The 15,020-nt window shown below is 29.9% G+C and carries 14 protein-coding genes, 2 tRNA genes and 2 pseudogenes; 15 read left to right on the top strand and 3 right to left on the bottom strand.

The annotated features are described in order from the left end of the window. Positions 1-8: 8 nt before the first annotated feature. The 8 genes from clpB (at position 9) to CHB67_RS02045 (ending at position 7,738) form a co-directional block, all read left to right on the top strand. Positions 9-2,597, top strand: coding sequence for an ATP-dependent chaperone ClpB (clpB, locus tag CHB67_RS02080; protein ID WP_089380071.1), 2,589 nt, complete (start codon positions 9-11; stop codon positions 2,595-2,597). Between the two features lie 91 nt (positions 2,598-2,688). Continuing rightward, a complete protein-coding gene (locus CHB67_RS02075) occupies positions 2,689-3,198 on the top strand; it encodes a histidine phosphatase family protein (protein WP_089380070.1) in 510 nt (169 codons plus the stop codon). Between the two features lie 73 nt (positions 3,199-3,271). Continuing rightward, positions 3,272-3,730, top strand: coding sequence for an SsrA-binding protein SmpB (gene smpB / locus CHB67_RS02070; RefSeq protein WP_089380069.1), 459 nt, complete (start codon positions 3,272-3,274; stop codon positions 3,728-3,730). Between the two features lie 5 nt (positions 3,731-3,735). Beyond that, on the top strand, positions 3,736-4,644 hold the full coding sequence (locus CHB67_RS02065) for a geranylgeranylglycerol-phosphate geranylgeranyltransferase (protein ID WP_089380068.1): 909 nt from the start codon (positions 3,736-3,738) through the stop codon (positions 4,642-4,644). A gap of 1 nt (position 4,645) precedes the next feature. After that, positions 4,646-5,227 carry a Maf-like protein gene (locus tag CHB67_RS02060; protein WP_089380067.1) on the top strand — a complete coding sequence of 194 codons (582 nt, stop codon included), beginning with the start codon at positions 4,646-4,648 and terminating at the stop codon, positions 5,225-5,227. Between the two features lie 56 nt (positions 5,228-5,283). Continuing rightward, positions 5,284-6,237, top strand: coding sequence for a transketolase family protein (locus tag CHB67_RS02055; protein WP_089380066.1), 954 nt, complete (start codon positions 5,284-5,286; stop codon positions 6,235-6,237). Between the two features lie 47 nt (positions 6,238-6,284). After that, entirely contained in the window at positions 6,285-6,905 is a 621-nt protein-coding gene (locus CHB67_RS02050; protein ID WP_089380065.1) for an outer membrane beta-barrel protein, read from the top strand. 113 nt (positions 6,906-7,018) lie between these two features. Next, the gene (locus CHB67_RS02045; protein ID WP_089380064.1) at positions 7,019-7,738 is read left to right on the top strand and encodes a porin family protein; all 720 of its coding nucleotides are present in this window, start codon (positions 7,019-7,021) and stop codon (positions 7,736-7,738) included. 64 nt (positions 7,739-7,802) lie between these two features. Here the strand turns inward: CHB67_RS02045 and CHB67_RS02040 are convergent, their stop codons facing one another. After that, positions 7,803-8,645 (bottom strand): FKBP-type peptidyl-prolyl cis-trans isomerase, encoded by an 843-nt coding sequence (locus tag CHB67_RS02040; protein WP_089380063.1) that lies wholly within the window; start codon positions 8,643-8,645, stop codon positions 7,803-7,805. A 78-nt stretch (positions 8,646-8,723) separates the two neighbouring features. Between CHB67_RS02040 and CHB67_RS02035 the strand changes: the two genes are divergently transcribed. From CHB67_RS02035 to CHB67_RS17110, 3 genes and pseudogenes are all read left to right on the top strand, one after another. Beyond that, positions 8,724-9,095: an RNA-binding S4 domain-containing protein gene (locus CHB67_RS02035; RefSeq protein ID WP_089380062.1), complete on the top strand. Its 372-nt coding sequence runs from the start codon at positions 8,724-8,726 to the stop codon at positions 9,093-9,095. A 2-nt stretch (positions 9,096-9,097) separates the two neighbouring features. After that, positions 9,098-9,640: pseudogene (locus CHB67_RS17115) on the top strand (SAM-dependent methyltransferase); the annotation flags it as partial. A 51-nt stretch (positions 9,641-9,691) separates the two neighbouring features. Continuing rightward, positions 9,692-10,189 carry a phosphoribosyltransferase family protein gene (locus tag CHB67_RS17110; protein ID WP_176461197.1) on the top strand — a complete coding sequence of 166 codons (498 nt, stop codon included), beginning with the start codon at positions 9,692-9,694 and terminating at the stop codon, positions 10,187-10,189. On the opposite strand, the gene CHB67_RS02025 is transcribed toward CHB67_RS17110, so the two are convergent. Beyond that, the gene (locus CHB67_RS02025) at positions 10,181-10,690 is read right to left on the bottom strand and encodes a shikimate kinase (protein WP_089380060.1); all 510 of its coding nucleotides are present in this window, start codon (positions 10,688-10,690) and stop codon (positions 10,181-10,183) included. The two genes, CHB67_RS17110 and CHB67_RS02025, sit on opposite strands and share 9 nt — an antisense overlap. 119 nt (positions 10,691-10,809) lie before the next feature. On the opposite strand from CHB67_RS02025, the gene CHB67_RS02020 reads away from it, so the two are divergent. Together CHB67_RS02020 and CHB67_RS02015 are read left to right on the top strand one after the other, a co-directional pair. Next, positions 10,810-10,882, top strand: a tRNA-Lys gene (locus tag CHB67_RS02020). A gap of 45 nt (positions 10,883-10,927) precedes the next feature. Further along, positions 10,928-11,011, top strand: a tRNA-Leu gene (locus CHB67_RS02015). Between the two features lie 256 nt (positions 11,012-11,267). Here CHB67_RS02015 and CHB67_RS02010 read toward each other — a convergent pair. Beyond that, the gene (locus CHB67_RS02010) at positions 11,268-12,323 is read right to left on the bottom strand and encodes a hypothetical protein (RefSeq protein WP_089380059.1); all 1,056 of its coding nucleotides are present in this window, start codon (positions 12,321-12,323) and stop codon (positions 11,268-11,270) included. A gap of 391 nt (positions 12,324-12,714) precedes the next feature. Between CHB67_RS02010 and CHB67_RS02005 the strand changes: the two are divergent. Both CHB67_RS02005 and CHB67_RS02000 read left to right on the top strand, forming a co-directional pair. Continuing rightward, positions 12,715-12,916, top strand: a pseudogene (locus tag CHB67_RS02005) (transposase); the annotation flags it as partial. A 317-nt stretch (positions 12,917-13,233) separates the two neighbouring features. Beyond that, a complete protein-coding gene (locus CHB67_RS02000; protein ID WP_217900241.1) occupies positions 13,234-14,862 on the top strand; it encodes a sulfatase-like hydrolase/transferase in 1,629 nt (542 codons plus the stop codon). Positions 14,863-15,020: the final 158 nt, after the last annotated feature.

Raw genomic sequence — 15,020 nt, 5'->3', positions numbered from 1 at the left:
AAAACGTTATGAACTTTAATAAATTTACAATTAAATCGCAAGAAGCTGTACAGCAAGGACAGCAAATTGCGCAAAGTTTTGAAAATCAACAGATAGAAAACTCACATATATTAAAAGGTATTTTTGAAGTTGATGAAAATGTAACTCCTTTTATTTTAAAAAAACTGGGTGTTAACATCGATTTGCTCAAAAGCTTGATCGACAAAATAATTGAAAGCTATTCAAAGGTTTCAGGAGGAGATATTATGCTTTCTCGCGATGCCTCAAAAATGCTGAACAATGCTTCAAGTGAAGCAAAAAAAATGAAGGATGAGTATGTTTCAATAGAACATTTATTAATCGCTATTTTAAATAATAAAGACACGGTATCTCAACTTTTAAAAGATCAAGGTGTAACCGAAAAACATTTAAAAGCAGCAATTGATGAATTAAGACAAGGCGGTAATGTTACATCACAAAGTGCTGAAGAAACCTACAATTCTTTAAATAAATATGCTAAAAATTTAAACCAATTAGCTAAAGACGGGAAATTAGATCCCGTGATTGGTCGTGATGAAGAAATAAGAAGAATTCTTCAAATACTTTCACGTAGAACTAAAAACAATCCAATGCTTGTTGGTGAGCCAGGCACAGGTAAAACTGCCATTGCTGAAGGTTTAGCGCACAGAATTATTAAAGGAGATATTCCTGAAAATTTGAAGGGTAAACAAATTTATTCTTTAGATATGGGTGCCTTAATTGCAGGTGCAAAATATAAAGGTGAATTTGAAGAGCGTCTAAAAGCCGTTATTAAAGAAGTAACATCAGCAAACGGAGAAATTGTATTGTTTATTGATGAAATTCACACACTTGTTGGTGCTGGTGGTGGGCAAGGTGCAATGGATGCTGCCAATATTTTAAAACCTGCTTTAGCGCGTGGAGAACTGCGTGCAATTGGAGCCACTACCCTAGATGAATATCAAAAATATTTTGAAAAGGACAAAGCTTTAGAGCGAAGGTTTCAAAAAGTAATTGTGGACGAACCTGATACAGAAAGTGCCATTTCAATTTTACGTGGAATTAAAGATAAGTACGAACAACACCATAAAGTTCAAATTAAAGATGAAGCCATTATTGCTTCGGTAGAATTATCGCAACGCTATATTTCAAATCGTTTTTTACCAGATAAAGCCATTGATTTAATGGATGAAGCTGCGGCTAAACTGCGTATGGAAATCAATTCAAAACCTGAAGAATTAGATGTGTTGGATCGAAAAATTATGCAATTTGAAATTGAACTTGAAGCCATTAAACGTGAAAAAGATGAGAAAAAATTAACGCTTCTAAAAAAAGAATTGGCTAATTTAAAAGAAGAAAGAAATGAAATTAGTGCAAAATGGAGCAGTGAAAAAGACTTGGTAGATGCCATTCAAGAAAGTAAAGAAACCATGGAAAATTTCAAACTTGAAGCTGAACGTGCTGAGCGTGAAGGTGATTATGGTAAGGTAGCTGAAATTAGGTATGGTAAAATTAAAGAAGAGCAAGAACATTTAGATGAACTTCAAAAAGAATTGGATGAAAACTCTGAAACTGCTTTAATAAAAGAAGAAGTTACTCGTGATGATATTGCTGAAGTGGTTGCAAAATGGACAGGCATTCCAGTTACAAAAATGTTGCAAAGTGATCGTGAAAAACTATTGCACTTAGAAGTTGAATTACATAACAGAGTTGTTGGTCAAGAAGAGGCTATTGTTGCTGTTTCAGATGCTGTAAGACGCTCAAGAGCCGGATTACAAGATACCAAAAAACCTTTGGGGTCGTTCTTATTTTTAGGAACAACTGGAGTTGGGAAAACTGAACTTGCAAAAGCATTGGCTGAATATTTATTTGATGATGAAAATTCTATGACACGTATTGATATGAGTGAATATCAAGAGCGACATGCTGTAAGTAGATTAATTGGTGCACCTCCAGGATACGTTGGTTACGATGAAGGTGGGCAATTAACTGAGGCTGTAAGAAGAAAACCATATTCAGTAATTTTATTAGATGAGATTGAAAAAGCACATCCTGATACCTTTAATATTTTATTGCAAGTATTAGACGAAGGAAGGTTAACAGATAATAAAGGTCGTATTGCAGATTTTAAAAATACCATTATTATCATGACTTCAAATATGGGAGCGCATATTATTCAAGAGAAGTTTAGTAAAATGGATATGGAAAATCGAGTGCAAATTACCGAAACTACAAAGGTGGAAGTTTTAGGATTGTTAAAACAAACCGTGCGCCCTGAATTTTTAAATAGAATTGATGAAATTATTATGTTTACCCCTTTAAATCAAACTGAAATTCATCAAATTGTAGAAATTCAATTGAAAGGTTTAGCTAAAATGTTGAAAGAAAAAGACATTTCAATAGAATTTACAGAGGAAGCTATTGAATCGCTTGCTGAAAAAGGATTTGATCCACAGTTTGGAGCAAGACCTGTAAAAAGAGTCATTCAAAAAGATGTTTTAAATGAACTTTCAAAAGAAATATTATCTGGTAAAATTACAGCTAGTAGCCATATTTTATTAGATGCTTTTGACGAAAAAATTGTATTCAGAAACAAATAACAATCATTTTAAAAAAAATAAGACCTAACAAGTTTAAGCAACCTGTTAGGTCTTTCTGTTTTTGAATATTAGTTTTAAAACTAAATTATTTATGAAAAAGTTTATACTCCTAATCTACTTAGTTTTATATACAACATGCATAGTTTCACAAGAAAACGAGACAACTACTTATTATTTTATTAGGCACGCAGAAAAAGTAAGAACAGACAAAACAAATAAAAACCCCGATTTAAGCAAACAAGGAAATAGCAGGGCTGAAAATTGGAGTGTTGTTTTTGAAACTATAGATTTCGATTTAATTTATTCAACCAACTATAATAGAACCATACAAACCGCTACTCCAACTGCTTTAAAAAAGCAATTAAAAATACAATATTACAATCCTAGTAATTTATACGATGCTGATTTTAAAGCAAAAACAAAAGGAAAAACTGTTTTAATTGTTGGTCACAGCAATACTACTCCAAAATTTGTAAATGATATTTTAGAAAAACGTGTATACGAAGCTATTAACGACAATAATAATGATAATTTATACATAGTAACTATCAACGGAACTATAAAAAATAGCACGCTTTTAAAAATACCACATTCAAAATAATTAAACTTTAACTCAAATTTGAACAGACTATTATGTATGTTTCAATTTGAATTTATTCTATATTTGCAGCCATATGCAGAAGAAAATTAACATACAAAATAAAAAAGCCCGTTTTGAATACGAGATTTTAGATCAATATACTGCTGGAATTCAATTAACAGGAACTGAAATTAAATCCATTAGAGAGAGTAAAGCTCGTATTACCGAAAGCTTTTGTGAATTTAATGAACAAGGTGAACTTTTTGTAATAAATATGTTTATTGAAGAATATTTGTATGGCCATTCCTACAATCATTCACCTAAAAGTGAACGTAAATTATTGTTAAACAAAGGAGAGCTAAAAAAACTACAAAAAGAAGTTCAAAATGTTGGTTTAACCATTATTCCTCTAAAACTGTTTTTAACTGATAAAGGCTGGGCAAAATTAAATATTGCATTGTGTAGAGGTAAGAAAAACTACGATAAACGCGAAGTAATAAAAGATCGTGATAATAAAAAAGACTTAGCTAGAATTAAGAAAAATTTCAATTAACACAAATGAAATTAAGCGTGTATTTTAAATTAATTCGTTGGAGAAATTTATTTTTAATCGCTTACGTTTTCATTTTACTCAAATACATTTTATTTCCTTCTTTCAATTTAAATACGCTTTTATCAAATTTTCAATTTTCAATTTTATTGATATCTGTATTACTTATTACAGCAGCAGGTTATATTATAAATGATATTTTTGATATAAAAGCTGATAAAATTAACAAACCAACTAAAGTAATTGTTTCAACCAAAATAACAGTAGAACAAGCAAAAGCTTGGTATAAAATCACCAATGCCTTCGGAATTATTTTAGGGGTTTTACTTGCTATAAATATCCAAAAACCTTCGTATTCTTTTTTATTTATAGGCACTAGCATACTACTCTATTATTATTCAAAACAATTAAAAAAAACACCTTTTATAGGCAATTTAGCAGTTGCTTTTAGTATTGCTTTAAGCATACTTTTAGTACCACTTTTTGAAATAGATTTCACTATTCAAAATAAATCGCAACTTATAATTATTCAATTTATTATACTGCTTTCACTCTTTGCTTTTGTATTAAACCTAACCAGAGAAATAGTTAAAGATATAATTGATATAAATGGAGACTACAATTTAAAAAACAATACATTACCTATTGTAATCGGAAGAAAAAGAGCCCGGAATTTCGCATTAACTTTATGTAGTTTTACACTACTTTCTTTATTGTATTTTACATTACATTTTTCAAAACAATATAAGTTTACATTGCTTTATTTAGTGGTTTTCATTGTACTACCAATGTTATATATTTCAGTAAAATTAAACGCTTCAAAAACCAAGAAACAATTTCAAAAAATAAGTACACTTTTAAAAGTTTGTATGTTTTTAGGAATCAATTCAATCATCATTTTTTCAATATTACATTAAAATGCTTTCAGAAAAATTAAAAAATCATCAATTAATTTTAGCCTCACAATCACCAAGGCGACAAGAACTTCTTAAATCGCTTGACGTTGATTTTAAAATTAAAATTAAAGAGGTTGAAGAGGTTTATGCTTCCAATTTAAAAGCTGAAGAAATCACTAATTATTTAGCCAAATTAAAAGCCGCTGCTTTTGAAAATGAGCTAAATGAAAACGAAATTGTAATAACGTCTGATACAATTGTTTGGCACGCTAACAAACCACTTGAAAAGCCCAAAGATAAAAAGGAAGCAATTAAAATGCTACAACAGTTATCAAATTCATCTCATAAAGTAATTACTTCAGTTTGCTTAAAATCTAAACGTAAGGAGCACGTGTTTTTCGACGTTACAAAAGTCTATTTCAAACAATTATCTTTGGAAGAAATAACTTATTATGTTGAAAATTATAAACCTTTTGACAAAGCTGGAGGCTATGGAATTCAAGAATGGATAGGTTTTATAGGCGTTACAAAGCTAGAAGGTAGTTATTATAACGTTATGGGCTTCCCTGTTCATAAATTATATGAAGAATTATTAAAATTTTAGTTTCTAGTCTTTTTTATATCATTATTTTTGAAAGATTTTTTATTTAAAACAATAACATGAAAAAATACACATTTACCGAACAAAAAGATACACGTTCAGGTTTTGGAGCAGGTTTAGCAGAATTAGGAAGAACAAACCCAAATGTAGTTGCATTGTGCGCTGATTTGATTGGTTCTTTAAAAATGGAAAAATTTATTGAAGAAAATCCAGAACGTTTCTTTCAAATAGGAATTGCTGAAGCAAATATGATTGGTATTGCTGCAGGTTTAACTATTGGAGGTAAAATTCCTTTTACGGGTACTTTCGCCAACTTTTCAACAGGAAGAGTGTATGACCAAATTCGTCAGTCTGTTGCATATTCAGATAAAAATGTAAAAATATGTGCTTCTCACGCAGGTTTAACTTTAGGTGAAGATGGTGCAACGCATCAAATTTTAGAAGACATTGGGTTAATGAAAATGTTACCTGGTATGACAGTGATAAACACTTGTGATTACAACCAAACAAAAGCTGCTACTATTGCAATTGCAGATTATGATGGTCCTGTTTATTTACGTTTTGGTAGACCTGTAGTACCAATTTTTACTCCAGAAGATCAAAAATTTGAAGTAGGAAAAGCCGTTCAATTAACTGAAGGAACTGATGTTACTATTGTAGCAACAGGGCATTTAGTATGGGAAGCTTTAAAAGCATCAGAAGAACTAGAAGCTATGGGAATTAGTGCCGAAGTAATTAATATTCACACTATAAAACCTTTAGATGAAGAGGCTATTTTAAAATCTGTTGCAAAAACTGGTTGTATTGTTACTGCTGAAGAGCATAATATTATTGGAGGTTTAGGTGAAAGTGTTTCACGTGTATTGGTGCAAAACAATTTAGTTCCACAGGAATTTGTAGCTGTAGATGATAGTTTTGGTGAATCAGGAACACCTGCACAATTAATGGAAAAATACAAATTAAACGATAAGGCAATTGTTGAAGCTACTAAAAAAGTAATTTCTCGAAAATAATTTCAATAATAAGCCGTTTTAAGAATATAACCCTAAAAAAGAAGCTTATGATCAAAAAAAGTAGTGCATTGTTGGTTATTTTAATAATAACATTAACATCTTTAAACGCCCAAAGTAGTTGGGGTGTTAAAGGAAGTTTACTTTATAATTCTAATGGAGAGTTAATTAATGAAGCTGGCGATATTATTGACAACAAAGGAAAAGGAGAATCTGGATTTAATGTTGGGGTTTATGGAAAATTAGACCTTGGTCCTATTTACATTAGACCTGAATTAGTATATTCTCAATCATCAAGTAAATACACCGTAGATTCTGAAATTGGAACCACTGAATCATATAAAATGTCATCAGTTGATTTACCAGTTTTAGTCGGTATTCGCATAATTGGTCCTTTAAATTTGTTAGCAGGGCCTGCATTTAAGTTTATTACGAGTAACAAAGTAAATGGATTTGAATATGATAAAATTGAAAATGGAGTTACTGTTGGTTTAAATATTGGGGTTTCTGCAAACCTAGGAAGATTTGGTTTTGATGTAATTTACGACCGTGGAATAAATGCAAATGAAGCTAATTTTATTGGTGATGATATTGCAGATGATTTTACTTTAGATACAAGACAATCTCAAATTAGGGTTGGTGTTTCTTACAGATTATCTGAAAAAAAATAATATACTTGGTTTATTAACTATTATTAAATAATAGCTTTTATATTCAATTTTTGATTTTTTATTAATTTAATGTTTAATATAAATTTATATATTTATACAAAAATCATAAATACATGAATATAAAAGCTATTTTTATTCTAATTTTCTTTTTTTATATTTCTTTAACCAATGCTCAAAAAATTGGTGTTGGGCTAAAAGGTGGTATTAACTATAATTATATTGGAGATTTTTACTCTATTGGAGGCTCTATAGGACCTGGGGTTTTAGATGAATATTATTCAGCCGAAAATGAAATTAGTTACCAGCTTGGTGTTTTTGTTGATATAAGCTTCGATAATTTTTTCATAAGACCTGAGGCGAACTATGTGTCACTTAAAAACAGTTACAAATTCCCTACAAAACCAGCCCAATGGGAGTCACAGCAAATTGACATACCAATACTTTTTGGTTATAAAGTTTACTCGCCTATAGCAATATATGCTGGACCAGTATTTAGTTTCATCTCAGATAGAACTTTAGAGGGTTGGCAAGATACAAGTTATGCAGATCCTTTTGTATTCAATACATCTTCAGCTGGTATTAGCGCAGGAATACTAATAGATTTTGGAAGGGTTGGTATAGATTTCAGATATCAATATGGATTAACTACTGTTAAAGAACAACGGCTTGATATGATTAAGACATATGATGGCTATGGTGTAAACCTTGGTGATTTATTGGAATACAATCCTAGTCAAATAATGATAAATATTCAAATTAAGCTATTTTCTGTTTATACTGATAAACAACACAGAAGGAGTAATTTTGAATGGAGAAATCATAAAAACTTATAACATCTAAAACACACAAAAAAAGCTTCTCAATTGAGAAGCTTTTTTTGTGTGTGTAAATTCTTATTTATAAATCTTCAATACTTTCAGTATCGTCAGTATCTAAATAATTAGGAATTCCATCACCGTCTGTATCATCATTCATTGGATTCCCATCTTTATTAATGTCCTCATATTTAGTTAGTATACCATCACCATCATCATCAGTATCTGCAAAATCAGGAATTCCATCACCATCAGTATCATCATCAGTCATATCTCTATTTCCATTTAAATCTTCATCTATAGATAATACGTTATCATTATCTAAATCCGTTAGTTTAACATCTTGCAATGTAATTTGGAAAACTAAAGGTGAATTTTCAGGAATATAAGATTGTACTGAATTTCCATAAGCTAAACCTGAAGGAATAAATAAGATACCTTCACCATAATCTTCATAATAAAAAGATTCATCAGGATTCTGCATAATATTACCTCCTTTATAATTTGTAAAACCATAACTCCATCCTGGAATTACAGCTGAAAGTTTAAACCAAACTAAAGAAGAGCTAGAATCAAAAACAGTACTGTCTAAAAGCATACCTGTATAAGTTGTAAATACAGAGTCAACTGTAGTAGGTGAAATAGTAGTTCCTTCTTCTTGAACCAAATAATACAATTTATAAGAAATATCATTATAATCAATAAGATCTACATCAACCTGATCCATTAAAGGTGTTTGCCCATTATCTATAGTCCAAATACCTCCATCATCTTCATTTAAATAATGTGTTTGTAAATATTCAATTAAATCTGCATCATCTATTAAAGCTTGTTCTGCTGCGTCAAAGTTATCTTTATCATCTTTTTTACAGGCTACTATTGATAAAATAAATGCAAGTAAAATTATTAATTTATTAATTTTCATTGAGTGTATTTTTAAAGGCCGCAAGATAGTATTTTCATATCTTTGTTAAAAGCTAAAAGTTAAATTTAACTTTATTATATGAGAATTGATAAATATTTGTGGTGTATCCGTTTTTTTAAAACTAGAAACATAGCTACAGAAGCCTGTAAAAAGGGACATGTTAAAGTAAATAATGCCAATGCGAAGCCTTCAAAAATCACTTATAATGGTGATAAAATTTCGGTTAGAAAAGATCAAATAAATTACGAAATTGAAGTGTTAGATATACCTGCAAATCGTGTAGGTGCCAAAATAGTTGATTTATATCGAAAAGATACTACGCCTGCAGAAGCATTTGAGAAATTAGAATTATTAAAATATTCAAAAGATTATTACCGTAAAAAAGGTACTGGCAGACCCACCAAAAAAGATCGAAGAGAATTGGATGATTATGCTGAAGATGATATTTAATTATGAAAGATAGTTTGAATAAAGCTTATTGGGAGCATAAATATGAAAACCAAAAAACGGGTTGGGATATTGGATATATTTCAACACCATTAAAGTTTTATATTGATCAATTAACCAATAAAAACCTTAAAATATTAGTTCCAGGAGCTGGAAATGGTTATGAAATTGAGTATTTGTATAATAAAGGTTTTACAAACCTAACGGTACTGGATATTGCAGAACAACCACTTTTAAATATAAAAAATAGAATTCCAAACTTTCCGAAAGAACGTTTAATTCAGCAAGATTTTTTTGAACATAAGGCTACTTATGATTTAATTATAGAACAAACTTTTTTTTGTGCTTTAGATCCTAACTTGCGTGAAGCTTATGCAGCTAAAATGCATGAATGCTTAAACAAAAACGGAAAAATTGTAGGCGTTTTATTTGATTTTGAATTAACAGAAGACGGACCTCCTTTTGGAGGTAATAAAGAAAGTTATTTCAACTTATTCAATCCTTTATTTGAAATAAAATTCTTAGAAGCATGTTATAATTCAATAAAACCAAGAAAAGGTAGAGAATTGTTTTTTATATTTGAAAAAAAAATAATCATCATGGAAACTTCAGTAATATTAACCGACGAGCAAATTAGAAATAAAACAAGAAGAATTTCGTATCAAATTTACGAGTCTAACAGTAATGAAACTGAAATTATAATTGCAGGAATTAATGGTAATGGCTATATTTTTGCCCAAAAAATCGCTCAAATATTAAATCAAATTTCTGATTTAGAAGTTATTTTATGTAAGGTTCATATTGACAAGAGAAATCCTTTAAATAAAATCACAACCGATATTACAGCCGATGTTTACAAAAACAAATCTTTGGTGTTAGTCGATGATGTTTTAAGTTCAGGTTCTACCTTAATTTACGGTATAAAGCACTTTTTAGAAGTTCCATTAAAGCGTTTTAAAACAGCTGTATTAATTAACAGAAACCATAAAAAATACCCTGTAAAAGCCGATTTTAAAGGATTGTCATTATCAACTTCAATGCATGAGCGAGTAAGTGTAATTTTTAACGATGAAAGTTCTTATGCTTATTTAGAGTAATTCATCAATCTCCCCTACTATCTCTTTTAAATCTTTATCATTTACTACAATTGAGAAATCTGCTTCATCATAAAATGAAGCGCGTTCAAATAAATGTTTTGCTATATATTCTTGTAAATTATCTATACCTATAGTAGCAACTAAAGGTCGTTGTGAAGTTTCGTGCTTTAAACGCTCAAAAATTGTGTTAATAGACGCTTTTAAATAGAACGAAATTGCTTTTTCTTTTATCAATTCTAGGTTATTTCCGTAACAAGGAGTTCCTCCACCTACAGAAATAATACATTTTTTTGATAAATTTAATAATTCTTGTAAACACACACCTTCAACCTGTCTAAAATATATTTCACCTTTAGTTTTAAATATATCTGTGATAGATTGCTGTTCCTTTTCCTCAATAAAGTCATCTAAATCAATGAATTGTAAATTCATTTTTTTTGCTAAAATTTTTCCTACGGCTGATTTTCCACTTGCCATATAGCCTAATAAAACAATTTTCATATGATGATTTGTTATTGGAATTAAAAAAAAACAAATATCGTTTAAAAATTTACATAAAAAAACTTGTGAAATAAACTTTTGATAGTATATTTGCACTCGCAATAATGAAGGGAAACAATGACCTGGTAGCTCAGTTGGTAGAGCACCTCCCTTTTAAGGAGGTGGTCCTGGGTTCGAGCCCCAGCCAGGTCACAAAAAAAGTTAAGCATTTTGCTTAACTTTTTTTTTATACATAAAGCACATATGGCGGAATTGGTAGACGCGCGGGCTTGAGGGGCTCGTATCCGAAAGGATGTGCAGGTTCAACTCCTGTTATGTGCACAAGGTTAAATTTTGTTGTATTGATAATTAGTTTAACTAATTTATTTTTAATGCCAAAATCAATTATATCTTCTAGTAATTTAGTTTATTTTTTTTATGAAAATTATTTATTGAACCAATATTTCATTTTCAATTTTTTCTGAAATAGAATTGATTTTATTTTAATGTTCTCCATTTTTTAGAATAATACAATTTCAAACAAAAAAAGGAGCAAAACTATTATAGTATTACTCCTTTTTTTGTGTATTTTGATCTTCTACAATAAAAATCTATAGTTTGCAGATATTAAAAATGATTTTCTATTTCCCAAAACACCACCTTCAGTTCTAAATTGCCAACGTTTGTTTAATTGAAACTGAGCTCCTACTAAACCGTTCCATAATTGTTTTGTTTGTTTATCCATTGCATACCTAACTACGCCATCTCCATTAGCACTATCAATAACATTAACTAGAGGGTCTAAAACTTTATTTACGGCAGCTTTTTGTGCAATAGTTAAATCATCATAAGCAGGTGAATTTCTCCATTCATCATAATCAGCAACAAATTGATCTTTTTTATCCCAAACATCACTTGGCAATGCTTCTCTTAAAGAAATCTCACCTGATGTTTCTGTACCCATTTTAGCTCTCATTCCTCCTACCCAAACAGCAATATTACGCTTTGGATTTTGTTTAAATACAAAGGTATGCCCAAATCTAATTCCCATCACATTTACCTGAACAGGTTTATCTAATAACTTAGGCTTATTCCAAGTCCAGTTTAAATCAACAGAAAACCATACAGGCCCTACTCCTCCCGCTGCCATAACACCAAAACCTTTTGTTGCAAAGTCTTGCTCTACAACAGTATTTAAATTTATTGGTACTGTAACATTTACATCAGTGGTAGATCTACCATAGCCAAATAAACCATATACATTTAAAAAAGGAAGCACCCAAATATCAGGTCTTATTGTATAGTTTTGAGAATCATTAGTATTCTTCCCAAATTTAATGAATTCAACAGAAGTTAGTGGAATATCTAAATTATCATTTTTAAACCCTAATTGAAAATTAGAAAAAACAATATCTTGTCGCATCCAAATTGAATTTGCCATTATTCCAACAGGATAAGGAATATCAAACCCTTTTTCATAAACTTTCTGACCTAAAATAGGGAAAATATAATTATAATCAACTTGTTTTAAACTATCAGTATATACTTCAAATTTAGTTTTTACTTTTTTTGAAGAGTATTGAGCTGTGATTTTAGTAGTTAAAACACTTAAAACAAACAGTATCAATAAATTAAGTTTTGTATTGAATTTCATACTAAATTTTTTAATTAATCAAACAAATATAAAATAATATTAAACTATTCCTTATTTAAATTTTTAATTTAAATTGAAATATATAAAATTATTACCTTACATACTAAAAATCCTCAATTTATAGCTATTAGTTTTTCTGTTAATTGTAAATAAATATTATGTGAGTTAATTTATGAATACTTTAAAACAACAAGAATTTTAAAAATTTAATTCATTTTATTGATTAGATTAGAATAAAAATTGTCTTTGTACTTTTAGGTGTTAATGCTTCTTTTTAGATAACTTTAAACCCCCTCATATAAATTCAACTTTAGCTTTCTGTTTTTTTTATGATTTACTTTAAGTTTAATTAAATATGAAGAATAATATTGATGTATAAAAATTAAAATTTTATTCTTATACTGTAGATTTTTGGCACAAAAACCGTGATGAACTCACGAATCTATTGTATTTCCCTGTGAAAATAAGACACATTATTTATACTGTAAACCTTATTGAAAACCTTAATGGAAAAAATAGGAAAATACACTAAAAATAAGTTCTCTTTTCCAACCGATGAAGGTGTAAAAAAATCAGTGTATTTGGCTCTTGGATAAGTCACAAAAAAATGGACAAAGCCAATTGGAGTACCTACCTCAATATCCATAAATTTAATTCATTTATGTAAAATAAATTTGCTAAAATCATATTCATAAATTAAATTTACAATATATAAACCGTAAGACATAGTGAATTATCACGTACTACTCTTACATCAACGTTATAAACCATGCGGCTTAAGTCAACGTATACCAATACACGTGGCATTCCTAAAAAAATCATACGAGCTATTATTGCTAATGTCGTACAAAAAAATTAATATAATAATTATAATGATAACTTTTAAAAGTTAATTAAAAAACAGAAAACTATGACAAAAACTAAATTAAGATTATTAATTGTAATGATGCTAATTGGCACGGTTACTATTAAAGCTCAAAAAATTATTCACGATGCAGAACAAGAAATTTTATTGGAACAGTATGGTGTTCAATGGGCAAAACAAGACCAAGACATTGATAAAAAGCTGAAAGCTTTAGAAAAAAAGTTTGGTAAAAAACCAAATATCGTTCACATAATGTGGGATGATAATAGTTTTGGTGAAGTAGGAATTGAAGCTTTTAATAAAATTAGAGGTTTCGACACACCCCGTTTAAATAAAATGGGTGAAGATGGTATTACATTTACAAGAATGTATACAGAGCCTTCTTGTACACCAACCAGAGCGGCTGCTTTAACAGGTCGTTTAGCGGTTCGTAGTGGAATGCACACCGTATCCTTCCCTCCTGAAGGTGCTGGTTTACCAGCAGAAGAAGTAACCATTGCTGAAATTCTTTCAGAAGCTGGTTATAATACTGGTTTTGTAGGTAAAGGTCATCAAGGAGATATTGAAGAAGCTCATTTACAAAATCAAGGTTTTGATGAAGCTACATTTTCTATGTATAATCAATTTCCTCCTGCTATGTGGCACCATCAAGGTCAAGCTGCGGGTATGAGTATAGGTTATGAAAAAGATATGTATGAAAAGAAATATTTGGTTGACCAAACTTGGAGGCCTTATGGATATATTATGGACATAACAGCTAAAAAAGGTGGAAAAGCAAGAGAAACTTTACCTCCAACTCTTGAGAATTATAGAAAAACTATAGAAATCCATCAAGAATTAGCTCTAGACTATATTAATCGTAAAGCTGATGATGATAAACCATTTTATTTAGCATATTGGCCAAATGTATATGATCTAATGCGCGTTGGGCAGGAAACTACTACAAGTAATAGTACTGCATTCGCTCAAAATATGGATCGTTTAGATAGACATGTTGGTGAAATTCTTGATTTATTAAAAGAAAAAGGAATTGCTGAAAATACATTGGTGATTGCAATGGCTGATAATGGTCCAATGGTTGAAGTCCCTGCTGCAATGTATCAAGTTGTTTTTAATGGAGGAAAAGGAGATTATCGTGAAGGAGGAATTCGCGTAGCGGCTTTTGCTGAATGGCCTGGTGTTATTGAACCAGGAACTTATGTAGGTGATATTATTACAGTTCATGATTTATTTACAACATTTGCACGCTTAGGTGGTGCTATGGATAAAATACCAACCGATCGTATTATTGACGGTGTAGATCAAACTGCTACTTTCTTATATGGAGATGCACAATCTCGTAGAGATTATTACCACATTTATACTGGACCTTACCATGCGGCAACTATTAAACAACAATACAAACGTGTTTGGATTGGTGGAAGACCAGGCTTGGTTAAGAACGATTTTTATGATTTATACCAAGATCCTCGCGAAATGAGAGGTATGATGGCTCAATTTTTATGGGCTTGGGGACCTTTTGATATGGTGAAAAAACGTCATGATTTAATGAATAAAAAATATCCATTCACACCTACACGTCATGGAATTCCATTTGAAGGGATAGAAAACTTAAGACCAGAAAGTATTCAGTTTCAAGAAACTGTTAAAAAGACAATGAATACTGGTAAATAGAAAAGTATAAAAAAAATAATCACATTGGAAAAGGAAAGATTTTTTTAATCTTTCCTTTTTTAGAATATATTCATTTCAAATTAATAGAAAGATCTTAAAAGATCTATGCTGAAAATTAAATGCCAATTTGGAGCATTACTTTGTCTTAAAGGGATAAG

The organism is Lutibacter agarilyticus, from assembly GCF_900188235.1.
In the GTDB taxonomy this organism is placed as follows: Bacteria; Bacteroidota; Bacteroidia; order Flavobacteriales; family Flavobacteriaceae; genus Lutibacter; species Lutibacter agarilyticus.
This window is presented reverse-complemented; position numbering and strand designations above follow the sequence as displayed.